We start from the raw sequence: 24,511 nt of genomic DNA, 5'->3' as shown, positions 1-24,511 counted from the left end.
TTGATTTAATAGGATAAACTTATGCTTCTGGTTTCGTCGTAACTGACTCACTACCTTTTAACAAAGCAAGTAGTTTCTCTGCTTCTGCCATGATGCCATTATTATCCATGGTTTGAAGACTCAGATTATTTCGTAAACCAGATAGGCTCTCTGTCACATTGTCTTTCAAACTAGCATCCGTTACTTTAGCAAGTAGAGCTTCTACTTCTTTGAGTTTGGCTTCTACTTTTTCAGTCTCTACTTGAGGAACTTTAGCCTCATCTGTAGTATCTTCAGCTTCTTCCTCTGTCTCTTCCGTATCAGTGCTTGGTTTATAAAGATTATCTGCTGAAGGATTTAAACCTGCGTGATTCTCTTTTTCATCAGATTCAGGGCGAGTTGGTTCACTTACTTCATCATGTTTCTTATCTTCATCAAGTTTACTGTCTTCTGGCTTATTTTTACGAACATGGTCGCTGGCATTTCCCCAACCATTATCTGAGTGAGGACGTTCGTCTGGATGTTCTACATAATATTTTACAGTTGCAAAGAGATCCTCAAGGCTATAACCCTTAGGTGCCTCATAGAGTCCTTCGTCAAACCAGCCAAATTTAATGTTATGGTAATGATCATAATGGGGAATAATCAAGCTTCCGTTTTTGACTTCAACAGTATGTTGGAGATTGTAAGGCATGTGATCAAGTGGAACCTTCTTAGCCGCCTTCACTTTATTATAGATTGCTTCTACTCCTTTAACCTCAGTATTTCCTGATCCCTGATTATCTGTCGAAGGAGGCGTCAAACCTTTCTCTTTAGCATAAGCCTGAGCCGCTGCTCTTTCAGCTTCAGACAAACTATCTTTCTTAATCCAATGACTATGGGTCATATGTGGAGTTATATAGGCATCTCCCTCATCACTTGTAATATCACGAGTGTCAAAGATATAGCCATCTTCTGTTGTATACTTACCTGATAATTTCGCTAATTTAATTTCATCGTCCGTATAAGCAATTTGAGCATTTGGTTTTCCAAGTCGCTCTGGATGAGTAATTGGTGCTAGGAATGTTAATAAATCATCTACCAATTTTCCTTTATTAGTCGATTCATCATTCAAGCGTTCTGCTAATTTATCCAAAGCTTGGAAATCAGAAGTACGACCCTTATTTTCAGACAAGACTTTATGAGCCTCTGTTAACAAATGATAAGCTTTATCATAAAATTCTTGGTCACGAGGTGCTACATTTTCTTTCTTCGCAACTAGAGCGTGTGTCTCTTGAGTTTTCTTAGACAAGAGATTTTCAATAGCATCAATCTTATCCTTGTCTAAATCTTTAGCTAGAACATAACGACTAACGCCCTTATCCTCAAAAATATATCCGTCTCCAACTTTTCTAACAACCTGATTGATAGCAAATTCAGTCTGTTTATTTTCCGCTGGTGTAAGAGGTTTGGTAGTAGGGGCTGGCTTCAAAGGAGTGACACTTGGCAAGACACTGCCATTTTGTCCCTTGATAGCTACCATACGAGCCAATTTTTCTTCCAGCGGTGACATTTGTGAATAAGGAATAAAGTGATAATGGTCTCCGTGTGGCACAGCTACACCGTTAGCTGTACGTTTGATGATTTGTGCCGGATCAAAGACTAAGCCATCCGATTCCACATGGCGTTCTGATAAAGGTTTGGCATACAATTCACGTAAAAGTGTTGGAATATCTTCCCCTTGGTCTTGATGATAAGTTGGAGTGACAGTCAGATTAGGAGTCTCTGATAAACTTGGTTGGGCTGGTTTTACATCATTGCTATTTGGTTTACTTGAACTTGTAGAAGCATGAGAACCCTGTTTACCATTCCAATAAGCTTGGGCGGCAGCCAATTCCCCTGCAGACAAATCACTCTTAGGTATATAGTGGAAATGATTTCCATGCGGTACAACAAAAGCGTCACCTGTGTCTTCAATCACATCTGTTGGACTAAAGACATACCCATCGTCCGTTGTATAGGCTCCTCCAGTTCCTCGACTCGGTGCCTGCGTATTGAGATTAAAGTTTGGTTTAATCGTTGGAGTTGATGTTGAACTTTGTTTCTCAGGGCTGCTTGGTTTCGTATTGTCAGAATGACTTTGAACTGACTGACCTCCAATTGGAAGATTTCGAGCCAATTTTTCTTCCAAAGCAGACATTTGCGAATAAGGAATGAAATGGAAATGATCTCCATGAGGAACCGCCACACCATTTGCAGTACGTTTTGTAATCTGTGCCGGGTCAAATACCAAGCCATCAGACTCCACATGACGTTGACTCAGCGGCAAAGCGTACAATTCTTGAAGAAGACTAGCTAAATCCTCATTTTGACTCTCAGGAGCTGTTGCAGGATTTTGAGGAGTTTCAGCTTGACTCGTTCTCACATTAGATCTTGTTTTTCCCCTGCTTGAACGATATTCAACCGTACTTAATTGACCGCCTTTTCCAGATAAGAAGGCTTGGGCAGCAGCTAATTCACTGGCAGACAAGTCACTCTTAGGAATATAGTGGAAATGATTGCCATGAGGAACGATATAGGCATCGCCTGTATCTTCTATAATATCAGACGCATTAAAGATATAACCATCATCCGTTGTATAACGGCCTTGAGCTCTGGCAGCAACTACCGCCTGATCGTTAGAACCGCCTCCATGATTACTACTGTGTTCCTGTTTCTGACGTTTAATCTCTTCTTTTGTCCGAATATTGTCCGCATGAGCCGCATCCTTGAGGTAAACATAGTATTTCCCGTCTACCTTAATGACATAACCACCCTTGATTTCATTGACAATATCTGAATCCTTCAACTGATAATTCGGATCTTTCATCAGCAATTCTTCACTGATGATAGCATCATAAGGAACCTTGCCATTATAGTAATGATAATGGTCTCCATGAGAGGTCACATAACCTTGATCAGTAATCTTGATAACAATTTGTTCGGCATTGATTCCCTCTCTCTTACTAACTTCATCTGGTGTCAAGTTCTCTGCCTTTTGACCAGCTTGATCACCATCAATATAAGCAACTCGATTAGAATCTTTCTTAACGTGACCAGCTTGATAGCGACCAAGCTCGTAGGAACAAACACTTAGGGCAAGGACTGCCACTGAACCTGCTAGATATTTTTTATTGATTTTCATATTTGCCTCACTTTAATTCTTCAGCTAATACACTCATATTTTCTTCAAGGTTTTCTAGGTAGGTCTTGTCATTTTGTGGGTCTGCCTCTAAAGGATTCAGAGTTTTAAGATCCACACCTGTTGATTTGACAAGAGTTTCAGCTACTTTTGAAGAAGCGTTACTTTCTGTAAAAATCGTTTTAACCTTATAGGTTTTAACAAATTCCTGAATTTCTGTTAGTTGTCTAGGACTTGGTTCTTGTTCAGGAGAGATACCTGCAATACCAAGTTGATTGAGTCCAAATCGCTTAGCTAGATAAGAAAAGGCTGTATGCTGTGTTACAAAAGTTTTCTGACTCGCTTTTTCAAATTTAGGCTGGAATTTCTTAGTCAATTCTTGAGCTTTTTTGATAAAGGCTTGCGCATTTTTTTGATAAGTTTCTTTATGCTCACTATCCACCTCTGAAAGTTTATCAGCAATAATTTGGGCTTCTTCTCCAGCTTTTTCAGGATCTAGCCAAGTGTGAGGATCATAAAGTGTTTTTTCATCAACTCCATCCCCTGCTTCCACATCTTCTAGCCCAGGAACACGGTCTAAGGTCATTCCCTCTGAAGCCTCTAAAACCTTAACTTTAGATTTTTTAAGATTGGGATCTAAACTTCCTGCCCAAGATTCGAGAGTATGAGAATGGTAAACAAAGACATCTGCATCATAGATGGCAGCAATGTCATTTGCTGAAGGTTCAAAGGAGTGAATTCCGCTACTTGACTGAATCATCCGAACATCATTCAAGTCACCAGATACTTCCTTGACCATAGCATAGATAGGATAAAAACTGGTCACAATTTTCATCCCTTTACCTGACTGGCTTTCCTTTTGACCACAAGCAGCTAAGCACAAAAGGAAAACACTTAACAATACTAAAAATAAACTTTGTTTCTTCATAAACAACCCCTTAACTATTTAATTAACTGGTAAACATTCTACTCCTAAAAATTTAATCTGTCAAGATATTTTAAGAAAAAATTTGAAATTTCTTTCACATACAAAAATCTGCTGAGTTTAAACAACTCAACAGATTCTCACTTTATATACTCAATGAAAATCAAAGAGCAAATTAGGAAGCTAGCCACAGGCTGCTCAAAGCACGACTTTGAGGTTGTAGATAAGACTGACGAAGTCAGTCACATATATACGGCAAGGCGAAGCTGACGTGGTTTGAAGAGATTTTCGAAGAGTATTATTCTCCTATGGTAGAATGCTTATAACCATAAGTGAAGTAAATAATACTTCCTACTAACAAGGCAACTAGGAAAGCAATCCAAGTTTCCATATTATACTGTAACATAAAGGATAAACAAATGATGATTGATAAAATGGGTAACAGGGGTACCAATGGTGTTTTAAATTCCCCAGATTTGGGCATCCCTTTTTCTTTCCGTAAGCGAATCAGGCCGTATGCCAGCATGATCAAGTAGGCTAGGGTACAAATATTTAAGAAGGCTGCAATACTAGCAAGAGGGAAGATTCCTGCTGCTACTGCTGAAGCTAAACCTGTCAAGATAGTAGCATTTTTTGGTACCTTGCTTGTTTTTGTTAATTCTTTAAACGCACTAGGCATTAAGCCGTCACGCGCTAAACTGTAAATCATACGAGATAGGGCATAGGTCATCGAAATACAAACTGTAATCAAGGTCAAGATAGCCACTAATGACACATAATTAGCTGCCCAACTAATCCCAACGCTGCGAAGAGCAAAGGCAACGGCATCGTCAACATTTAGATGACTATAGTGAACCACACCAGTCAAAACAAGAGTCACCAAGGCATAAAGAATGGTTACGATAGAAAGTGATAAGACAATCCCTCTAGGAATATTTTTTTGAGGAGTCTTGACTTCATCTACAGCCATAGAGATAGATTCAAATCCTAAAAATCCAAAGAACATCAAGGACGCACCAGCCATAATACCAGTACTAGCGCCATAGATTTGTCCAAAACCATAAGGAGCAAAATTGCTCCAATTATCAAGTTTGATATGCCAAATTCCTACCAAAATAAAGAGGGCTAAAGCGGAAAATTTCAAAATAACTAGGATCGAATTAAAGCGTAAGGCTGCCTTAGCATTTAGTAAAACAAGCGAGGTCACCAAGACCAAGACAAGAATAGGCAATAAATCAACAAATGTCTCTGCCTGAGGATTAAAGGTACCATTTAAAGCCTGAGGAAGGGCTATCCCGTATTGAGAGAGCAAGCCTTTAAAATAAGCTGCCCAACCCGAAGCCACACCTGATATGGCTGTCATGAACTCCATCATGGTTAACCAACCTGCCAACCAGGCTGGGAATTCTCCTAAGATGGCATAGAGATAACTATAGGCACCACCTGTAGCAGGTACTCGCGAAGCAAATTCTGCAAAAAATAGTGCTGATAATCCCACACACAAGGCAGAAATAACGATTGAAATCACTAGAGCAGGACCCGCTAGAGTTGCTGCCGCAGTACCTGTGATTGTAAAGACACCTGTCCCTACCATGGCTCCGATACCCAGCAAAATCAAATCCCATAACTTCAAATGCCTGTGCATCTCTGTTTTATCTAAACTGACATTCTTTGTTCTAAATATATTCATCTTTGACTCCAAAATAAAATGATGATTCTATTTTACCATAAATATAGGAGATTTGTGAATATTTATAAAATAATTTTCTAAAAAAATCTGACTACTTTTGTAATCAGATTTTTATCTATTCTAGTTCATTTCTTTAAAGGCTGCTTCTGCATCCGAGTTGCTGATAACACCAAATTGAATCTTTCCAATCTTTCCTTGACTATCAATTAGGTATTCTGTAGGAATGCTTCGAATTTGATAAGCTTGGAACGTTGTTGCTTTGGTATCATAAAGTACTGGGATATCTTTATATCCTTGTTCTTGGAACCATTGTGGGAATTGCTCGACAGTTTTTTCACCTTGAATTCCTGGTGCAATGACACTAAGAATTTCAAAATCGCGATCTGATTTTGCAGCCAATTCCATCAACTCGGGCATACTTTTCTTACATGGACCACACCATGAAGCCCAAAACTTCAAATAGACTTTTTTCCCCTTATAATCAGATAACTTGACTTCTTTGCCATCCATGGATTGCAAGGTAAAGTCTGGAGCCTCTTTTCCAACAGCAATTTGTTGTACAGGCGTTTGTTGCTGTTGTTTTGGGGATTGTTCTGGTGCTTGAGTCTTTTTAGTCTCTTCCTCACCACAAGCCATCAATACAACTAGTGACAAGAGGCTTAAGCCAGCAAACATTAGTTTTTTCATCTTTTCTCCTTTATTCAAAAATTCCAGCTAGAACATTTACTTGTCCTAATAGTAACAAAATTCCCATTAAAATAATGAGCAAACCACCAATTTTCTTCAGTAGCATCATATGGCGCTTGATTTTGCCAAAATAAGGCATCACTATTCCTGAAGCTAGAGCCAAGACCAAGAAAGGAATGGCCATCCCCAGAGTGTAAATTAAGGTATAGATCGCTCCTTGCCAAGCACCATTGCCTCCAGAAGCCGCAAGCGCTAAAACAGAACTTAAAACTGGACCAATACAAGGCGTCCAACCAAAGCTAAAGGTAATACCGAGTAAAAAGGCTGACCAATAACGATTGGCTTCTGATTTCTTAAAAGTAAAGCTTTTTTGAACCTCTAATTTCTTAAAATGAAAAATTTCCATCTGGTGAAGGCCTAAAATGATAATAATTGTTCCCATGGTATATCGAAACCAATTGGCATAGAGAATATTACCAAAGTAACCCGCACCGAATCCTAGAATAAAGAAAATGAGTGAAATGCCTGCGATAAAGCAAAGAGTTCGAATTAGACCTGACCAGGCAACCTTTCTCCCAAACAAAGAAAAACTTTTTGCACTTTCCTGATCATCCAATAAAATTCCAGTATAGACAGGTAACAGAGGAAAAATGCAAGGGGAAAAGAAGGACAAGATCCCTGCTAAAAAAACGGAGGTTGAAAATACTATCGTTTCCAATAAAGAACCAACTTTCTTAATAATTCTAATCCTATTTTACTATAATCAATTTTATTTGTATGATTTCTGCTACGCAAATTGAATTAGCTTGTATTTGAAAGATTTTTTCAGTACTAGTTCATTCATATTCTGCCCCCTATTTGCCCCCTAAACACAAAAAAAGCCTACTGACCAAGCTAGAAAGCTGATGAAATAGGCTTTTAAAATTCAAATTATTTAACAGCGTCTTTAAGAGCTTTACCAGCTTTGAATGCTGGAACTTTAGAAGCTGCAATTTTGATTTCTTTACCAGTTTGTGGGTTGCGACCTTTACGTGCAGCACGCTCACGAACTTCAAAGTTACCAAAACCGATTAATTGAACTTTTTCACCAGCTGCAAGGTACTCTGTTACTGCTGCGAATACAGCTTCAACTGCTGCTGCTGAGTCTTTCTTAGTCAATTCTGTAGCTTCTGCTACTTTAGCGATCAAATCTTGTTTGTTTGCCATGTTAACGATTCCTCCAATTTAATTTCTAATTAACAAATATAATCATATCCTAAAATCCCTTTTAGGTCAAGTTAAAAACACTATTTCTTCCCATTTTATTTATTTTTTTAGGAGTGGTAACGTACCAAAATAGCCCAAGCGTTCTCACCCGTGTGAGTTTGAATAATGGAACCCGTTTCCAAAACAGAAATTGGCTTTTCGACATAAGCTTGTAAACTTTCTTTCATCTCTTTTGCCCAATCAGCACTACCAGAATATGAAATTCCAATCTCTGCTACAGAACGTTCAGAGAGAGTTGCTATTAACTCATCTAACCATTTTTTAAAGGTTTTAGCTCCACGACCTTTAACAATTGGCTGCAATTCATGGTCTTTCATTTGCATAACAACACGTATATTGAGAAGTGAACTCAACAATCCAGTTACACGACCAATACGACCACCTTTTACCAAATTTTCCAAAGTTGAAACGCCAATATAGAGTTCTGTGTTGTTTTTAACTGCTTCTACACGAGTTAGAATTTCCTCCATATCTTTGCCTTCTTGAGCTAACTTCGCAGCCTCAACTACCTGGAATTTCAAGGCTTGATCAGTGAAGGAACTATCAATCACCGTCACGTCGGCAGTAGATAAACTAGCACCTTGGCGTGCTGCTTCTACAGTACCTGAAAGGGCATGAGACATATGAATAGCAAGAATCTGGCTACCATCCTTAGATAGTTCTTCAAACACTTCAGCAAAGACACCTACAGGTGGCTGGCTTGTCTTAGGAAGATTTTTAGCTTCTTGCATCAACTGAAGAAATTTACCTTCTTCTTTTAAATCAGCATCAGAATAAACAACATTATCAATCATTACAGATAGTGGAACAACAGTGATATCTAATTGTTTTACTAGTTCTGGTTCAATAGTAACAGATGAATCGGTTACAATCTTAATTTTTGTCATAGTTGCAATCTTTCTATTTTAGGATTCAGATTGGTTTTCTTACTCTTAATTATATCAAAAAAAGATTAAAAATCCTAATGGAGTCATTCAAATTTTCCTTAAAAATTTGATATAATCTACTTATAAGAAAAGAGGTTCCTATGATTAAAAAAATTTATCCCGTTTTAACCATTTTACTAGGTGCTGCTATTTATGCTTTTGGGCTGACTTATTTTGTAGTTCCCCATCATCTCTTTGAAGGAGGGGCGACAGGTATTACCCTCATCACCTTTTATCTTTTTAAAATCCCTGTTTCTCTCATGAACTTGCTGATTAATATTCCCCTTTTCATCCTGGCTTGGAAAATCTTTGGAGCCAAATCCCTCTATTCTAGTTTGCTCGGAACCTTATCCTTGTCTGCCTGGTTGGCTTTTTTTGAGCGGATTCCCCTTCATATTGATCTTCAAGGTGATTTACTGATTACAGCCCTCATAGCGGGAATTCTATTGGGAATTGGGCTCGGAATTATCTTTAATGCTGGTGGGACAACTGGTGGAACTGATATTGTAGCTCGTATTCTCAATAAATACACTCATATATCTATGGGGAAACTGCTCTTTATCTTAGATTTTTGTATTCTCATGCTCATTCTCCTCATCTTCAAGGATTTGAGATTGGTTTCCTACACGCTCTTATTTGATTTTATCGTTTCTCGTGTTATCGATTTGATTGGCGAAGGCGGCTATGCCGGCAAAGGATTTATGATTATCACAAAACGTCCTGATCAACTTGCTAAGGCGATTAATGATGACCTTGGAAGAGGTGTTACTTTTATCTCAGGTCAAGGTTACTATAGTAAAGAAGATTTAAAAATCATCTACTGTATTGTTGGAAGAAATGAAATTGTGAAAATGAAGGAAATGATTCATCGAATCGATCCTCAAGCCTTTATCACGATCACAGAAGCCCACGAAATACTTGGAGAAGGATTTACCTTTGAAAAAGAATAAAAGAGGTCTTGTAGTGACCTCAAAAGTTAGACTAAATCTTCTATCTTTTGGGGTACAGACAACCTCTTTTTTGTTTACTCAATTTCTTAAGACCAATTCCGAGCTACTTCTTCATCTGCCTTTAACTGGTCCACTAATTGGTCGACTGAGTCAAATTTGGTCATATCTCGAATACGATCAAGCCAATAAACCATAACGGTTTCACCATAAATATCTTGATTAAAATCAAAAATGTTGACTTCAAAACGTGCTTCTTCTCCATCAAAGGTCACATTTTTTCCAACACTAGCCATAGCACGATACTTCTGTCTTTGAATCTCAACATCAACCACATAAACGCCATCTGCCGGCATATAAGTACGGTCTAAAAGCACCAAATTAGCTGTTGGATAACCAATCGTACGACCACGAGCATTACCATGGACAACCATTCCTCTTGATGGAAGCGGTACCCCCAAAAGTTCTCCTGCTTCTTTCACATTTCCGTCTAAAATAGCTTGACGAATACGTGTTGAACTAATCTTTCCTTTCTCATCTTCTACAGGTGGGACGATGATAACTTCTCCATCAAAGTAATCCTTTAAATCTTCTGCCGTTTTTTTGTCAGAACCAAATGTATAATCAAAACCTGCAACAATAATTTTGGCATTCATAGCCTTGATATAGGTTGCAAAAAATTCTTCTGCCGTGAGACTAGCGAATTGGCTACTAAAATCAAGGAGATATAATTCTTCTACACCTTCGCGTTTTAATTTTCTTTCACGTTCAGCAGGATTTAAAATATGTAAAAACAAATCAGGATGATAAGGCTCTAAAGCAATCTTTGGAGATTCATTAAATGTCATAACTACGATAGGCAATAAATCCTTTCTCGCAGCCTTGTTGGCAACACGAAATAATTCTTGATGTCCCTTATGTATACCATCAAAATAGCCAAGAACTACGACTGAATCAGATGGTGTGCCAATATCTTTTTGGTTTTTTATAGGAATAGTAATAATCATAAAATAATTATATCATAGTGATAGCTATTTCTGAACCAGAAAATCTGAAATGTCCTTTTTTTAACCTGAAGTGTAGCAGTTTAGAAGAATTTTGTTTTTGAAATCTTAATAAAGAACAAGAGATTGAATTAAAAATCTTAAAATCAGAAAAACGCATCATATCAGCTACCTAAAACTTGATACAATGCGTTTATTTAAATATGAAACAATCTACTCCATTTTTCAAAATGAACATCCAGCAGCCTTTTTACTTTTTATTAATAAGTTCCTTCTTCACCTTGGCTAGTCAAGATAACAGGTCCATCTTTAGTAATCACGAATTGGTGTTCATATTGACAAGATAAACCACCGTCAATGGTTTTATGCGCCCAACCGGTCTTCATATCAGTATCAATTTCCCAGTCACCTGTATTGATCATTGGTTCAATGGTCAAAACCATTCCTTCACGGAGACGAAGACCACGACCAGCAATACCATAGTTAGGAACCATTGGTTCTTCGTGCATGGTTGGACCAACACCATGACCAACCAAATCACGTACTACACCGTAACCACGACTTTCAGCGTATTCTTGAATCGCTGCACCGATATCACCGATACGATTTCCAACAACAGCTTGCTCGATTCCCTTGTACATGGCTTCTTTGGTCACATTCATCAAGTTTTTCACTTCTTCGGACGGTGTACCAACAGCATAAGCCCAACACGAGTCTGCTAAACCACCAGAGTAGCTCTGAGTGTATTTTTTCATTTGCTCCACATTGTTGAAGTTTAGTTTTGAGACATTCAGGTCAGATTTAGCAATAGGACCTCCCAAAACCATATCAACCTTGAGTAAATCACCATCTTTCAAGATATAGTGACGAGGAAAAGCGTGAGCTACTTCATCGTTAAGAGAGCAGCAGGTAGCATAAGGATAGTCCATCATAGCACCGTCAACACCAATCTGAAGCGGAAGGAAATTTTCTTCCTTACAACGACGGCGGACATACTCTTCAACTTCCCACATATCTACGCCAGGCTTAATCAAATCACGTAAGCCGATATGAATGCTTGCTAGAAAATCCCCAGCCTTGTCCATAGCTTCGATTTCACGAGCTGATTTTAATGTTATCATTTTTTCTCCTAGTTTCTAATTAATTTTAACGGTCACATTTGCTTTTGAAACAATCTGGTGACCATGATAAATATCATAATCGATAATAGCTGACCGTCTCGTATGATGGATAATACGTGCTTGAATACGCAGTATATCATCTATCTGAACAGCCTGTAAAAAGTAAATCAGCATCTGCTCAATAATGAGATTTCGACCACTATTAACAACTAAATCTTGGGTCATGTGGGTCAAAATTTCTGCCAATACACCATTAGCCAAAACACCGTTCTTCTCAAGCATAAAGGGTTCCACTGTAATGACTACTTCATCATGATGATAAGAAAGTTTTTGTCCAATCTGCTCAGAAAAAGTAGGTAGAGCAGAAACTTGGGAACGACTCATCTTCTCCATGACATCTCGTCTAGTTATAACGCCAAGTAAGGTTTGATTACTTCGAATAACTGGTACCATTTCAAAGTCTTCAGCAATCATCCGTTGACTCACATTGGCAATATTTGTCGATAATCCAACTAAAAATAGACTGCGGGACATGACCTTATCAATTGTGGTACTTGGTGACTTATCACCAGCGTCTCTCATGGTTACAACGCCCACAACAACCTGATGTTGATTAATAACAGGGAAACGACTGCTACGATTCTTACGTACCAAGTCCAAATAATCTTTAACAGTGTCGGTCTCTCTCAGAAAACCATATTCATGACTCGGACGGTACAGTTTCTCAACTGTCAAAATATCTGTTTTGATTTGAACATTTGACAAGGCTTTATTGATCATGGTCGCAACGGTGAAAGTATCATGCTTGCTTCTTAGAACAGGAATTCCTTTTTGATTGGCCAGTTTAATGACATCATCATGAACCTGAAATCCACCTGTAACCAGAACTGCATTTTCATTTTCCAGCGCTAATAATTGAATACGAGTCCGGTCTCCGACAATCAAGAGCCCCCCATCATGAAGGTAAGATAAGATATTTTGCTCAGTCATGGCACCGATTGAGAACTTACTAAACTCTCTCTCTAAACCTTCTTGACCAGCTAGAACCTCAGAAGAAGTCACTTCTGCAATTTCAGCAAAAGTTAATCTTTCAATGGCAACTTTTTGTGATTTAACACGGATAGTACCACTTCTAGGACGGGTTTCCACAATTCCACGGTTTTCAGCTTCTTTAATGGCCCGATAAGCCGTTCCATCACTGACTCCCAGATGATTGGAAATGCTACGAACACTGACCCTTTTACCAACGGGTAATTCTTCCAAATAACTTAGAATTTCTTGGTGCTTACTCATTGAATTCTCCTTTTACATACCGAAATTCAAGATAATCCCGCATTTTTCTTGTGTAGCGATCACTTCCTTTAAACTGACGAATCAATCGAAATCCAGCCTTAAGAGCAACCCTTTGGCTAGCTTCATTTTCAAGGTGAGTAATGATGGCTAATTGTTTTAAACCAAATTCTTCAAAAGAAAGCTGACATAGTTTTTTTACAACTTCTGTCATGAAACCTTGAGACCATGCATCTTTTCTCAAAAAATAGCCAAGCTCTGCTTCTTTTTTGATTTCATCTAACTTCTCAAATTTAATAGAACCAATCATTTTTTCAGTTTTCTTGTCACAAATAGCCCATACTCCTAAAGGAGCCTTCATAAAGTAATTAGCCAGTGCATATTGGCTTTCTTCCAGACTTGCCTGAGTCGGAAAAATAAATTGGAGATTTTCGGGATTTGAAGCTATCTCATGAAAGTCTTGACTATCACTAAAAAAGAAAGGACGCAAATACAAGCGATCCGTTTCAAAAAAAGAAAACATTGCTAATTTGGTCCAAATATTCATAATCACCTCTACGGTTTATTCTTCAACAAGTGTAATATCCGCTCCTAGATTACGTAATTTTTCAATAATATCTGAATAACCACGTAAGATGAACTCAATATTTGTAATTTCAGTTTTACCTTCAGCCATCAAACCAGCAATGACAAGTGCGGCCCCAGCTCTAAGGTCAGTAGCTTTTACATTTGCCCCACGTAAACTACGTCCACCGTTATATAAAATATGGTCATTTGTAGTCGTAATATCCGCGTCCATCTTTGCTAGTTCAAAAACATGGTTTACACGTTTCTCATAAATGGTATCAATAATGGTACCACGCCCTTCCGCTGTTAACAAGAGAGGAGTAATTGGTTGTTGCAAGTCAGTAGCAAAACCAGGATAAGGAGCTGTCTTAATATTGATTGCTTTCAAATTAGACTGTTCCTCGACAAAAATGCTGTCTTCAGATACAGTCATTCGAACTCCCATTTCTTCCAACTTCGCAATGAAACCTTCTAAGTGTTCGTATAGTACATTATTAATACGAATTCCCTTACCAACTGCAGCAGCTAAGGAAATATACGTTCCAGCTTCAATACGATCTGGAATCACCTGATGACGCGTTCCGTGTAATCTTTCAACACCATCAATAATGATGATATTGGTTCCTGCACCACGGATATGGGCACCCATATTATTCAAGAGAGTAGCTACATCAATAATCTCAGGCTCACGGGCTGCATTTTCAATAATAGTACGACCACTTGCTTTAACCGCAGCAATCATCGTATTAATAGTCGCACCGACACTAACCGTGTCCATGTAGATACTTGCGCCGTGAAGTCCTGTATCTTTGGCAGATAACTTCATGTTATCTCCCTCGTAGCTGACAGTTGCTCCCATAGCTTCAAAAGCCTTAAGGTGTAAGTCAATAGGGCGAGGTCCCAAATCACATCCACCAGGTAAACCAACAGTAGCTTCACCAAAGCGACCTAAAAGACTTCCATAAAAATAATAAGATGCACGAAGACTGTTGATTTTCCCATAAGGCATTGGAATATTTTGAACACCTCTTGGATCAATCTCCAATACATCGTCATAACGCTTAACGGTAGCACCCATTAACTCCATGATTTCGACAAGACTAGCAACATCAGAAATATCAGGTACACAATCTAAAGTCACAACATCATCTGCCAAAATAATAGCCGGAATTAAAGCTACAACACTATTTTTTGCGCCACTAATGGTAATCTCACCTTGCAGGGGCAAGCCACCATTGATAACAATTTTTCTCATTTTAAATTTTTAATACTCTTTCAAAATTTCTAAAAAGGTCCTACGTTAAAGTATACCATAATTTCACCTTTTTTTCTATCATTTTCAATTATATTAGCTGAATCGTATTTGTATTAACTTACCTTTTTTAAAAAGTTATGCCCCTTTTTTGCCCCCTGAACAGAAAAAAAGCCCTTCGGATCAAATCCGAGGGGCTAGAAACGTTGTTAAATCAACGGCCGAACTTTTGAATTTCAAGGTTCGGGATAAAATAGTTCACTGAACTATTTTATTTTTTAAGGTTGTAGAATGATTTCAATCCACGGTATTCAGCTACTTCACCAAGTTGGTCTTCAATACGAAGCAATTGGTTGTATTTAGCAATACGGTCTGTACGTGAAAGTGAACCAGTCTTGATTTGTCCTGCGTTTGTTGCAACTGCGATGTCAGCGATTGTTGAATCTTCAGTTTCACCTGAACGGTGTGATACAACGGCAGTGTAACCAGCTTCTTTAGCCATTTCGATAGCGTCGAATGTTTCAGTAAGAGTACCGATTTGGTTAACTTTGATAAGGATTGAGTTAGCTGCGCCTTCTGCGATACCTTTTTCAAGGTATGAAGTGTTTGTTACGAAGAAGTCGTCACCAACCAATTGAACTTTACCACCAAGACGTTCAGTAAGAGCTTTCCATCCGTCCCAGTCATTTTCATCCATACCATCTTCGATAGTGATGATTGGGTATTTGTTTACCAATTCTTCAAGGTAGTCGATTTGTTCTGCAGCAGTACGTACAGCAGCTCCTTCACCTTCAAATTTAGTGTAGTCGTAAACTTTACGTTCTTTATCGTAGAATTCTGATGAAGCACAGTCAAATCCGATAAATACGTCTTTACCTGGAACATATCCAGCAGCTTCGATAGCAGCAAGGATAGTTTCAACACCGTCTTCAGTTCCTTCGAAACGAGGAGCGAATCCACCTTCGTCACCTACGGCTGTTTCAAGACCACGAGATTTAAGGATTTTCTTAAGAGCGTGGAAGATTTCAGCACCCCAACGAAGAGCTTCTTTGAATGTAGGTGCACCAGCAGGTACGATCATGAACTCTTGGAAAGCAATTGGAGCATCTGAGTGAGAACCACCGTTGATGATGTTCATCATTGGAGTTGGAAGAACTTTAGTGTTGAATCCACCAAGGTAGCTGTAAAGTGGGATTTCAAGGTAGTCAGCAGCAGCGCGAGCTACAGCGATAGACACACCAAGGATTGCGTTGGCACCCAATTTACCTTTGTTAGGAGTACCGTCAAGTGCGATCATAGCACGGTCGATAGCTTGTTGGTCACGTACATCGTAGCCGATGATTGCTTCAGCAATGATGTTGTTTACGTTGTCAACAGCTTTTTGTGTACCAAGACCACCGTAACGAGATTTGTCACCGTCGCGAAGTTCAACTGCTTCGTGTTCACCAGTAGAAGCTCCTGATGGAACCATACCACGTCCGAAAGCACCTGATTCAGTGTAAACTTCTACTTCAAGTGTTGGGTTACCGCGTGAGTCTAGGACTTCGCGAGCGTAAACATCAGTAATAATTGACATTTTTTACTCTCCTTATGAGTTAAATTTTTTACACCTCTATAATACCTTAAATACCCTCCTTTTTCAAGAAAAAACGTTATCTTTGTGCAAATTTTCCTTAACTTTATAAAGTAATCGCTTTCTTTTGTCTGTTTTATTCTAACTTTTATGATATACTGTTTTCATGACAGATTTATCAAAACAATTACTTGAAAAAGCTCATGGTGGGCCAAAAATAAATCCGGATGAGCAAAGACGCTATCTTGGCACTTTTGAGGAAAGAGTTCTTGGATATGCAGATATTGATACGGCAAATAGCCCTCAGCTAGAAAAAGGCTTTTTATCTATTTTAGAAAACCTTCAGGAAAAAGCGGAGCCACTATTTGTGAAGATTTCACCAAATATCGAATTTGACAAACAAGTTTTCTACTTAAAAGAAGCCAAAGAAACTGATAGTCAAGCTACCATTGTATCCGAAGAGCATACTTCTTCTCCTTTTGGCCTGATTATCCACACCAATGCACCAGTTCAAGTAGAAGAAAAGAACCTTCGACTTGCTTTTGCAAAACTTTGGGAAGTTAAAAAGGAAGAACCTGCCAAAACATCCTTATGGAAGAAATGGTTTGGCTAAATCTTATTCATACTTAATAAACGTCCAATATTGGCAGTTGTGTGCTCCAGATAGAGACTGGCATTTTTCAAACTATCTTCTAAAGCTTCACTTTTCTCCAAAATAGAAAAGGCCGCTTGGATATTCTCAAATGGTAGGGAAGGTAAATCCTCAGCAATACTACCACAAATAGCAATGACAGGAACTCCGACAGGGGTTCTTTTTGCAACACCTATAGGCGCTTTACCTGCTAAACTTTGACGATCTAGCCTTCCTTCTCCTACAACTACCAAGTCAGCATCTAAAACTTTCTTATCAAAGTTGATTAGGTTCAAGCAGGTATCAATTCCCGACACGATATTTGCCTGAGCAAAGGTACACAAACCACCAGCAATGCCTCCACCAGCTCCTGCTCCTTTAATTTGCAATGTTACAGGTGAGACTTTTTCATAAAAATCTTGGATTGCCTGATCTACGACTGCAAACATAGTAGGATGTAAACCTTTTTGTTTGCCAAAAGTGTAAGTCGCACCTTGATGACCACATAAGGGACTCACGACATCTGCTAAAATACGAATTTGCACATCTTCAGGAATTTCATAGCGATTTTCTGTTGAAACAGAAGCTAAGTTTAGTAAGGATTGACCGCAAGCCGGCAAGACATTTCCATCCCTATCATAAAATCGATAACCTAAACCAGCGGCGAGCCCAATTCCTCCGTCATTACTGGCCGTACCACCAACGCCGATATAGATTTCTGTAATCCCTTGAGCAATGAGATGACGAATCAACTCTCCAATACCACGAGTTTGTATTTGAAGTGGATTTCGTTTCTCTAGCGGAATTTTTCCAAGGCCAACCAAGTCGGCAACTTCAAATAGTGCCAGTTGACTTTTTTGAAAATAGCGCATTGCTTCTTTTTGTCCAAAAGGTCCTGTCACTTGGATCCATTTTTCTTCAAGGTCAAGAGAATGTCGAATGGAATCTACTGTACCTTCGCCACCATCACCAACAGGGCAGAGAAGACATTCTACATCTGCTATTGATTGTTGGAAGCCTCTTTTTATTGCTTCAGCCACCTGTTGAGCGGACAAGCTTTCCTTAAACGAATCTGGTGCAATTACAATCTTCATATTTTCCCTCATTCTAAACAGTCAATCAAAGGAAGAACTTCTAAAAAATCCCTCTTGTCAACATGATTCGGTATTTCTTTTTTGAGCACTTCTTTGGCACAAAAGGCAATTCCAAGTCCCGCCGACTTCAACATCAATAAATCATTGGCCCCATCACCGATTGCAACTGTTCTTTCTTGAGGAAGTTTGAGTTCCTCTCTCCATTTTTCCAGAGTCTCTTTTTTGAGCTCAGGACTTATAATTTGTCCAACTAATTTTCCTGTTAGATGATTGTCTTTGATTTCAAGTTGATTGGCAGAGAAATAGGCAATACCGAGAGATTTTGCTAATCTATCAACTATTGGTGTAAATCCACCGGACACCAGACCAACTTGAATGTCATTCTTTTGGAGAATGGAAATGAATTCCTGGGCATTTGGAGATAGATGAATAGAGTTGAAGACTTTATCAAAGATCGAAATAGAAAGGCCTTCCAACAAGGAAACTCTTTTTCTTAAACTGCTTTCAAAGTCTATCTCTCCTCGCATTGCCCAACTTGTAATCTGAGATATTTCCTCCTCACGACCTACCTCTCTTCCCAAAAGATCAATCACTTCTTCTAGGATTAAGGTTCCATCAACATCCATAACACACAAACCTTTTACTTGAGACATCAGTTCTCCTCTCTAAACAGCCCAAAAATCGTATGAAGTCATCATACGATTTTATCTATTAATTAACTAAACTATGGTACAAGTCAAGGTATGACTTGCAGGCTGTATCCCATGAGAAGTCACACTCCATAGCTTGTTTTTGTAGATTTCTCCAAACGTCAGGATGGTTTCTATACAAGTCCAATGCTGTTTGGAAAGTCCAATTTAACCAGTAAGGAGATAAATTGTCAAAGCTAAAGCCAGTACCGCTTCCTTCGATTGGATTGAAAGCGCGAACGGTATCTCGCAAGCCACCAACTTCATGAACCAATGGCAAGGTTCCATAACGCATAGCCATCATCTGAGACAAGCCACACGGTTCAAAACGACTCGGCATGAGGAAGAGGTCACAAGCAGCGTAGATTTCTTGAGCTAGTTTGACATCAAAAGTGATATTTGCTGATAGCTTGTCTGGGTAAATCTGAGCAAACCATGAGAAAGAGTGCTCAAAGGCAGGGTCGCCAGTTCCCAAAAGAACAATCTGAACATCTTCTTGCAAGATATGGTGCAGACTTTCGACCACCACATCAAAACCTTTTTGACGTGTCAAACGAGAAACAATTCCCACCAGTGGGACATCATCCCTAACGGGTAAGCCAACTCTTTCTTGCAATTTTGCCTTATTTTTGGCTTTCCCAGACAAATCTTCCTGATTGAAATGATAGTCCAAAAGAGCATCCGTCTGAGGATTATAAAGGTCAGCATCAATTCCATTCACGATACCAGAAACTTTACCAGACTCCATTCGGAGAATCTGATCCAAGTTACATCCGAATTGGCTAGTCATAATTTCATGAGCATAGCTAGGTGAAACAGTTGATACACGGTCTGCGTAAAGAATACCAGCCTTCATCCAGTTCAGACAGTTGTTCCAGCGAAGTGTCCCATCTGCATAACGTTCAAAGCCAACTCCAAACAAATCCCATAACATTCCTTCTGAGAATTGTCCTTGAAATTCCAGATTATGAATGGTTAAAACAGTTTTAATGCCCTCATAGGCTTGAATCCAACGGTATTTTTCCTTTAACAAGAAAGGAATCATAGCTGTATGATAGTCATGAACATGGAGAAGGTCAGGAATAAAGTCAATTCTTTCCATAACCTCAATGGCAGCAAGTTGGAAGAAAGCAAAGCGTTCTCCGTCATCAAAATCACCGTAAACATGACCACGGAAGAAATAATATTGGTTGTCAATAAAGTAAAAAGTCACACCGTTTAAGACTGTTTTCTTAATCCCACAGTACTGCCTGCGCCAACCAACACTCACCTCAAAATGAAGAACATCTTCAATCTGATTTCCAAATTTAGCCTCTACCGTGTCATAGTAGGGTAGAATCACTGCAACTTCATGTCCCGCTTTTACTAGTGATTTGGGAAGTGCGCCAATGACGTCTCCCAAACCACCTGTTTTTGAAAAGGGTGCACCCTCAGCTGCTACAAATAAAATTTTCATGAATGAATATCCTCTGTTACTTTAGCACCTTTCTTAACGACGACAGGATGTTCTGCAGTTCCACGGATCACAACTCCATCCGCAACTTCAACACCCTTGTCCAAGATAGCATATTCTACCTGAGCACCTTCTCCAATAACAACACGAGGGAATAAGATACTATCTTTAACCAAGCTATCCTTGTGTACATGAATATTACGTGAGAGAACAGAATTAGCCACTTGACCTTCAATGATACTACCAGACGCAAACTGAGAAGTGCTTACTTTAGATGTGTTAGCATAGTAAGTTGGTTCTTCGTTTTTGACCTTTGTATAAATCTTTTGGTTTGGTGAGAAAAGAGAGTAGAATTTTTGCGATTCAAGCATATCTTTATTAGCTTGGTAATAAGACTCTACAGAGTGAATATTTGCCAAATAGCCTGTGTACTCGTAGGCAAAAGCCCCTTCTTTTGCAGCCAAATCCCGTAAAACATAGCGCAACTTCTCTGGATGTTCTTTTTTAGCTTCTTCTTCCAAGCGTTCAATCAACCAAGGTGTATCAACGACAAAGATATCTGTAGACATATTGTAAACTTCATCTGTTGATTTGCCATCAAAGAGTTTATGAGAAAGAACATGATCTGTTTCATCTACGTCCAAGATTGCATTTACTTCTGAAATGTCTTTTTTAGGTAGTTTTTTATAAACTACAGTGATAGGCCCTTTTGTTGTACTGTGTAGATGGAATACTTGATTCAAATCAATGTTAATCAGAACATCACAGTTGAGTGAAACTGTTTGGTTTGAACCAGAACGTTTCAAATAAGTAAGCAACTGTTGGTAGTATTCTTTTCCAACTGTACTACTTTCCACACGTGTATTGTAAATACCTAGATAATAGTGACTGAGAAGAGTTGACAAGCCCCATTCACGTCCTGAACGGATATGGTCAAAGACTGAACTGATATTGTCTTGTTGGAAAATACCAAAGATACTACGGACACCTGCATTAGCAAGACTGGAAAGTGGGAAGTCAATCAAGCGATATTTACCTCCAAATGGCAAACTCGCTACTGGACGGTGGTCTGTCAGTGTTGACATATCATGAAAACCAACTGTGTTTCCTAAAATGGCAGAATATTTATCAATCTTCATCTGTTGCTACCCCCACTACTTCATCATATCCTACAACTTGTACTTCTTCTGTTCCATCGATTTCGACACCGTCAGAAATAACTGCACCTTCACCAATAATGGCACGTTTGATTTTAGCTCCCTGACCAACAATGGCTCCACTCATGATAACTGAATCAACAACTTCTGCCCCTTCTCGAACTTGCGCACCTGTTGAAAGGATAGAATGTTTAACAGTTCCATCTACAAAACAGCCATCAACAACCAAGGAATCTTCCACATGAGCATTTGCCCCAAGGAAGTTTGGTGGTGAAATTAAGTTTCTTGAGTAAATCTTCCATTGACGGTTACGGCTGTCCAAGGCATTCTCTGGAGAAATGTACTCCATGTTCGCTTCCCAAAGCGACTCAATAGTACCAACATCTTTCCAGTAACCTTTAAATTCATAGGCATAGACACTTTCACCTGACTCAAGGTAGTTTGGAATGACATTTTTACCGAAGTCTGACATATCAACATTGCTCTTTTCAGCAGCAACGAGCATATTGCGGAGACGTTGCCAATCAAAGATATAGATCCCCATAGAAGCTTTGGTAGATTTAGGTTGAGCTGGTTTTTCTTCAAATTCAACAATGCGGTTATTGGCATCTGTGTTCATAATACCAAAACGACTAGCTTCTTTAAGAGGGACGTCTAAAACCGCTACTGTCAAGCTGGCATTATTATCTTTGTGAGACTGGAGCATATCATCATAATCCATTTTGTAGATATGGTCCCCAGATAGAATCAAGACATACTCAGGATTGACACTGTCGATATAATCAATATTTTGGTAAATAGCGTGGCTAGTCCCCTCAAACCAACGATTTCCTTCACTTGCAGAATAAGGTTGAAGAATAGAGACACCAGAATTGATACCGTCTAGTCCCCAGCTTGAACCATTACCAATATGGTTGTTGAGAGCAAGTGGTTGGTACTGTGTAATGACTCCAACATTGTTGATGCCTGAGTTGGCACAGTTTGAAAGAGCAAAGTCAATGATACGGTAGCGCCCACCAAATTGCACAGCTGGTTTTGCAATGCTTTGAGTGAGTTTACCGAGACGAGTTCCTTGCCCACCGGCAAGAATCAAAGCTAACATTTCATTCTTCATTTTCTACTCCTTTTTGGTTTTTACTTGTGACAATTTTAGTAGGTTTCAAGCGGCGCTTGATTTTCCATACACTTGCTCCCATAGCCGGTAGGGTAAAGGTCAAGGTCTGCTCATAATCCTTCCATAGCCCTTCTTGCGTTTGAACGGTTTGGTTATGCTCTTTCCAGACGCCTCCCCACTCTTCTAACTCAGTATTCCATACTTCTTCATAAATCCCTGAGACAGGCAGTCCAATTGTAAAATCTTTTCGTTCAACAGGTGCCATATTAAAGACGCAGACTAACATGTCGTCCTTCTTACCTTTACGGATGAAGGAAAGAACACTCTGGTCTCTATTATCCGCATCGATGATTTCAATGCCATCATAACTAGTATCAATTTCCCACAGACAGCGGTGGTCTTTGTAAAACTGGTTTAGCTGAGAAGTGAAATACTTCATCTTAGCATTCATTGGATCTTCTAGGTTAGACCACTCCAACTGTTCTTCAGATTTCCATTCTAGGAATTGCCCATATTCACTACCCATGAAGAGCAATTTCTTACCAGGGTGACAAATTTGGTAAGTGTAGAGATTACGCAAGCCTGCGAATTGATTATAACGATCTCCCCACATCTTGTGCATCATACTCTTCTTGCCATGAACCACTTCATCGTGTGAGAATGGTAAGAGATAGTTCTCCTTGAAGACATACATAAAGCTGAAAGTCACCAGGTTAAAGTCATATTTACGATAAATCGGATCTTCTTCGTAGAATCGGAGGATGTCATTCATCCAACCCATATTCCATTTATAGTCAAATCCTAGACCATCTGAATCCTTAGTGTCAGTAATCTGAGTAGCTGATGAACTTTCCTCAGCTATCATCATAACGTCTGGATGAACTAGTTTAATCACATCATTCAAGCGTTGAAGGAAATAATAACCTTCATAGTTGAGATTGCCACCATCTTTATTAGGTGTCCATGGAGCATCATCGTAGTCAAGATAGAGCATGTTGCTAACCGCATCCACGCGAATACCATCTAAATGATAAAAATCAATCCAAAACTTAATACTAGAAATCAAGAAAGACTGGACTTCATTCTTTCCAAGGTCAAAATTGAGTGCTCCCCAACCGTAGTTATGAGCCTTATTATGGTCTTGGTATTCAAAAGTCGGTGTTCCATCATAATAGGCCAAGGCATCATCATTGATAGTAAAGTGACCAGGTACCCAGTCTACAATAACACCTATATTGTTTAAGTGACATTCCTCAACAAAATCTTGAAACTCTTCAGGACGACCATAGGCATGCTCTAGAGCAAAGTAACCCATAAGCTGATAGCCCCAACTCAAACCGAGAGGGTGAGACATCAGGGGCATAAACTCAATGTGAGTATAATTCATCTCAACCAAGTAAGGAATGAGTTCATCTTTCAATTGAGCAAAACTATAGGGGCTGCCATCCGGATTTCTCTTCCAAGAGCCAGCATGAGCCTCATAAATATTGACAGGACGCTCTTCAAAGCTCAAGCGTTTTCTACGGGCTAGCCAGAGGCCATCCTTCCATTTCTTTTCTGGAATATCTGTTAAAATAGCACCAGTCCCAGGTCGGGCCTCATACCGTACAGCCAAAGGGTCAATCTTCATCAGCTGATGACCATTTGCACGTGTGATATGATACTTATAAATTTGACCTTCTTGAGCAAGACTGGTAAAGACTTCCCATACTCCAAATTCATTCCGTTCCATCAGAATTTGATTTTCAACCCAATTGGTGAAATCCCCTACCAAGTGAACAGCCTGAGCATTAGGCGCCCACACACGAAAAGTATAGCCATACTCTCCATTTTTTTCTTCCCTATGAGCTCCCAGATAGTGCTGGAGGTGAAAATTTTCACCTGTCACAAAGGTTTCTAAAGCTTGTTTCTTATCCATACACCCTCCTAATTCTGTAAGCGTTTTCTATAGATTTATTATACTACCTTTTTAGGGAAGATTCAAGT

21 protein-coding genes are annotated in these 24,511 nt (G+C 39.1%); 2 read left to right on the top strand and 19 right to left on the bottom strand.

Translation table 11 applies throughout. The features are described from left to right. Window positions 1-19 precede the first annotated feature (19 nt). From ACERDH_RS01210 to ACERDH_RS01180, 7 genes are all read right to left on the bottom strand, one after another. Window positions 20-3,142, bottom strand: coding sequence for a pneumococcal-type histidine triad protein (locus ACERDH_RS01210; RefSeq protein WP_386681585.1), 3,123 nt, complete (start codon window positions 3,140-3,142; stop codon window positions 20-22). A 7-nt stretch (window positions 3,143-3,149) separates the two neighbouring features. Then, complete coding sequence (gene adcAII, locus ACERDH_RS01205; protein ID WP_386681582.1) at window positions 3,150-4,067, bottom strand: zinc-binding lipoprotein AdcAII; 918 nt, start codon at window positions 4,065-4,067, stop codon at window positions 3,150-3,152. Window positions 4,068-4,362: 295 nt separating this feature from the next. Further along, window positions 4,363-5,754: an APC family permease gene (locus ACERDH_RS01200; RefSeq protein WP_261080665.1), complete on the bottom strand. Its 1,392-nt coding sequence runs from the start codon at window positions 5,752-5,754 to the stop codon at window positions 4,363-4,365. 120 nt (window positions 5,755-5,874) lie between these two features. Next, on the bottom strand, window positions 5,875-6,441 hold the full coding sequence (sdbB, locus tag ACERDH_RS01195; protein ID WP_261080664.1) for a thiol-disulfide oxidoreductase-associated lipoprotein SdbB: 567 nt from the start codon (window positions 6,439-6,441) through the stop codon (window positions 5,875-5,877). Between the two features lie 10 nt (window positions 6,442-6,451). Further along, window positions 6,452-7,159, bottom strand: a complete 708-nt coding sequence (gene ccdA2, locus ACERDH_RS01190; RefSeq protein WP_261080663.1) for a thiol-disulfide oxidoreductase-associated membrane protein CcdA2 — start codon at window positions 7,157-7,159, stop codon at window positions 6,452-6,454. Window positions 7,160-7,371: 212 nt separating this feature from the next. Beyond that, window positions 7,372-7,647, bottom strand: a complete 276-nt coding sequence (locus ACERDH_RS01185; RefSeq protein WP_001284640.1) for an HU family DNA-binding protein — start codon at window positions 7,645-7,647, stop codon at window positions 7,372-7,374. Between the two features lie 107 nt (window positions 7,648-7,754). Then, window positions 7,755-8,594, bottom strand: a complete 840-nt coding sequence (locus ACERDH_RS01180; protein WP_084927289.1) for a DegV family protein — start codon at window positions 8,592-8,594, stop codon at window positions 7,755-7,757. 140 nt (window positions 8,595-8,734) lie between these two features. Here ACERDH_RS01180 and ACERDH_RS01175 point away from each other — a divergent pair, with 140 nt between their 5' ends. Further along, the gene (locus ACERDH_RS01175) at window positions 8,735-9,583 is read left to right on the top strand and encodes a YitT family protein (protein WP_386681576.1); all 849 of its coding nucleotides are present in this window, start codon (window positions 8,735-8,737) and stop codon (window positions 9,581-9,583) included. A gap of 86 nt (window positions 9,584-9,669) precedes the next feature. Here ACERDH_RS01175 and ACERDH_RS01170 read toward each other — a convergent pair whose 3' ends face one another. The 6 genes from ACERDH_RS01170 to eno all read right to left on the bottom strand — a co-directional run bounded on the left by ACERDH_RS01170 (window position 9,670) and on the right by eno (window position 16,390). Continuing rightward, window positions 9,670-10,587: a bifunctional riboflavin kinase/FAD synthetase gene (locus ACERDH_RS01170; RefSeq protein WP_084927290.1), complete on the bottom strand. Its 918-nt coding sequence runs from the start codon at window positions 10,585-10,587 to the stop codon at window positions 9,670-9,672. Between the two features lie 257 nt (window positions 10,588-10,844). Beyond that, window positions 10,845-11,705, bottom strand: a complete 861-nt coding sequence (locus tag ACERDH_RS01165; RefSeq protein ID WP_049488763.1) for a methionyl aminopeptidase — start codon at window positions 11,703-11,705, stop codon at window positions 10,845-10,847. Between the two features lie 15 nt (window positions 11,706-11,720). Then, on the bottom strand, window positions 11,721-12,998 hold the full coding sequence (gene spxR, locus ACERDH_RS01160) for a CBS-HotDog domain-containing transcription factor SpxR (protein WP_261080612.1): 1,278 nt from the start codon (window positions 12,996-12,998) through the stop codon (window positions 11,721-11,723). Continuing rightward, window positions 12,991-13,542: a GNAT family N-acetyltransferase gene (locus ACERDH_RS01155; protein ID WP_261080707.1), complete on the bottom strand. Its 552-nt coding sequence runs from the start codon at window positions 13,540-13,542 to the stop codon at window positions 12,991-12,993. The genes spxR and ACERDH_RS01155 overlap by 8 nt, the downstream gene beginning before the upstream one ends. A 15-nt stretch (window positions 13,543-13,557) precedes the next feature. Continuing rightward, window positions 13,558-14,817: a UDP-N-acetylglucosamine 1-carboxyvinyltransferase gene (gene murA, locus ACERDH_RS01150; RefSeq protein ID WP_084927292.1), complete on the bottom strand. Its 1,260-nt coding sequence runs from the start codon at window positions 14,815-14,817 to the stop codon at window positions 13,558-13,560. A gap of 268 nt (window positions 14,818-15,085) precedes the next feature. Further along, window positions 15,086-16,390, bottom strand: a complete 1,305-nt coding sequence (eno, locus tag ACERDH_RS01145; RefSeq protein WP_000022824.1) for a surface-displayed alpha-enolase — start codon at window positions 16,388-16,390, stop codon at window positions 15,086-15,088. 163 nt (window positions 16,391-16,553) lie between these two features. Between eno and ACERDH_RS01140 the strand changes: the two genes are divergently transcribed. Further along, entirely contained in the window at window positions 16,554-17,000 is a 447-nt protein-coding gene (locus tag ACERDH_RS01140) for a DUF1694 domain-containing protein (protein ID WP_265473191.1), read from the top strand. Here ACERDH_RS01140 and ACERDH_RS01135 read toward each other — a convergent pair. From ACERDH_RS01135 to glgB, 6 genes are read right to left on the bottom strand one after another with little or no spacing between them, the layout of a single operon-like run. Continuing rightward, window positions 16,997-18,112 carry a glycerate kinase gene (locus ACERDH_RS01135; protein ID WP_386681568.1) on the bottom strand — a complete coding sequence of 372 codons (1,116 nt, stop codon included), beginning with the start codon at window positions 18,110-18,112 and terminating at the stop codon, window positions 16,997-16,999. The two genes, ACERDH_RS01140 and ACERDH_RS01135, sit on opposite strands and share 4 nt — an antisense overlap. Before the next feature lie 8 nt (window positions 18,113-18,120). Further along, on the bottom strand, window positions 18,121-18,765 hold the full coding sequence (gene serB / locus ACERDH_RS01130) for a phosphoserine phosphatase SerB (protein ID WP_265473154.1): 645 nt from the start codon (window positions 18,763-18,765) through the stop codon (window positions 18,121-18,123). A 58-nt stretch (window positions 18,766-18,823) separates the two neighbouring features. Continuing rightward, window positions 18,824-20,257 carry a glycogen synthase GlgA gene (gene glgA / locus ACERDH_RS01125; protein WP_386681565.1) on the bottom strand — a complete coding sequence of 478 codons (1,434 nt, stop codon included), beginning with the start codon at window positions 20,255-20,257 and terminating at the stop codon, window positions 18,824-18,826. Continuing rightward, a complete protein-coding gene (glgD, locus tag ACERDH_RS01120) occupies window positions 20,254-21,393 on the bottom strand; it encodes a glucose-1-phosphate adenylyltransferase subunit GlgD (RefSeq protein WP_386681562.1) in 1,140 nt (379 codons plus the stop codon). Before glgD ends, glgA begins: the two co-directional genes overlap by 4 nt. Further along, the gene (locus ACERDH_RS01115) at window positions 21,383-22,525 is read right to left on the bottom strand and encodes a glucose-1-phosphate adenylyltransferase (RefSeq protein WP_386681559.1); all 1,143 of its coding nucleotides are present in this window, start codon (window positions 22,523-22,525) and stop codon (window positions 21,383-21,385) included. The genes glgD and ACERDH_RS01115 overlap by 11 nt, the downstream gene beginning before the upstream one ends. After that, on the bottom strand, window positions 22,515-24,443 hold the full coding sequence (gene glgB / locus ACERDH_RS01110) for a 1,4-alpha-glucan branching protein GlgB (protein WP_386681556.1): 1,929 nt from the start codon (window positions 24,441-24,443) through the stop codon (window positions 22,515-22,517). Before glgB ends, ACERDH_RS01115 begins: the two co-directional genes overlap by 11 nt. Window positions 24,444-24,511 lie beyond the last annotated feature (68 nt).

The organism is Streptococcus bovismuti (assembly GCF_042436615.2).
Lineage (GTDB): Bacteria > Bacillota > Bacilli > Lactobacillales > Streptococcaceae > Streptococcus.
This window is presented reverse-complemented; position numbering and strand designations above follow the sequence as displayed.

Coding starts and splice junctions, on each gene's coding strand:
- murA (WP_084927292.1), bottom strand. CDS start 14,817: ATGAGAAAAATTGTTATCAATGGTGGCTTGCCCCTGCAAGGTGAGATT.
- spxR (WP_261080612.1), bottom strand. CDS start 12,998: ATGAGTAAGCACCAAGAAATTCTAAGTTATTTGGAAGAATTACCCGTT.
- ACERDH_RS01200 (WP_261080665.1), bottom strand. CDS start 5,754: ATGAATATATTTAGAACAAAGAATGTCAGTTTAGATAAAACAGAGATG.
- ACERDH_RS01185 (WP_001284640.1), bottom strand. CDS start 7,647: ATGGCAAACAAACAAGATTTGATCGCTAAAGTAGCAGAAGCTACAGAA.
- ACERDH_RS01155 (WP_261080707.1), bottom strand. CDS start 13,542: ATGAATATTTGGACCAAATTAGCAATGTTTTCTTTTTTTGAAACGGAT.
- ACERDH_RS01135 (WP_386681568.1), bottom strand. CDS start 18,112: ATGAAGATTGTAATTGCACCAGATTCGTTTAAGGAAAGCTTGTCCGCT.
- ACERDH_RS01180 (WP_084927289.1), bottom strand. CDS start 8,594: ATGACAAAAATTAAGATTGTAACCGATTCATCTGTTACTATTGAACCA.
- glgD (WP_386681562.1), bottom strand. CDS start 21,393: ATGAAGATTGATAAATATTCTGCCATTTTAGGAAACACAGTTGGTTTT.
- serB (WP_265473154.1), bottom strand. CDS start 18,765: ATGTCTCAAGTAAAAGGTTTGTGTGTTATGGATGTTGATGGAACCTTA.
- eno (WP_000022824.1), bottom strand. CDS start 16,390: ATGTCAATTATTACTGATGTTTACGCTCGCGAAGTCCTAGACTCACGC.
- ACERDH_RS01115 (WP_386681559.1), bottom strand. CDS start 22,525: ATGAAGAATGAAATGTTAGCTTTGATTCTTGCCGGTGGGCAAGGAACT.
- ACERDH_RS01165 (WP_049488763.1), bottom strand. CDS start 11,705: ATGATAACATTAAAATCAGCTCGTGAAATCGAAGCTATGGACAAGGCT.
- adcAII (WP_386681582.1), bottom strand. CDS start 4,067: ATGAAGAAACAAAGTTTATTTTTAGTATTGTTAAGTGTTTTCCTTTTG.
- glgB (WP_386681556.1), bottom strand. CDS start 24,443: ATGGATAAGAAACAAGCTTTAGAAACCTTTGTGACAGGTGAAAATTTT.
- sdbB (WP_261080664.1), bottom strand. CDS start 6,441: ATGAAAAAACTAATGTTTGCTGGCTTAAGCCTCTTGTCACTAGTTGTA.
- glgA (WP_386681565.1), bottom strand. CDS start 20,257: ATGAAAATTTTATTTGTAGCAGCTGAGGGTGCACCCTTTTCAAAAACA.
- ACERDH_RS01210 (WP_386681585.1), bottom strand. CDS start 3,142: ATGAAAATCAATAAAAAATATCTAGCAGGTTCAGTGGCAGTCCTTGCC.
- ACERDH_RS01140 (WP_265473191.1), top strand. CDS start 16,554: ATGACAGATTTATCAAAACAATTACTTGAAAAAGCTCATGGTGGGCCA.
- ACERDH_RS01170 (WP_084927290.1), bottom strand. CDS start 10,587: ATGATTATTACTATTCCTATAAAAAACCAAAAAGATATTGGCACACCA.
- ACERDH_RS01175 (WP_386681576.1), top strand. CDS start 8,735: ATGATTAAAAAAATTTATCCCGTTTTAACCATTTTACTAGGTGCTGCT.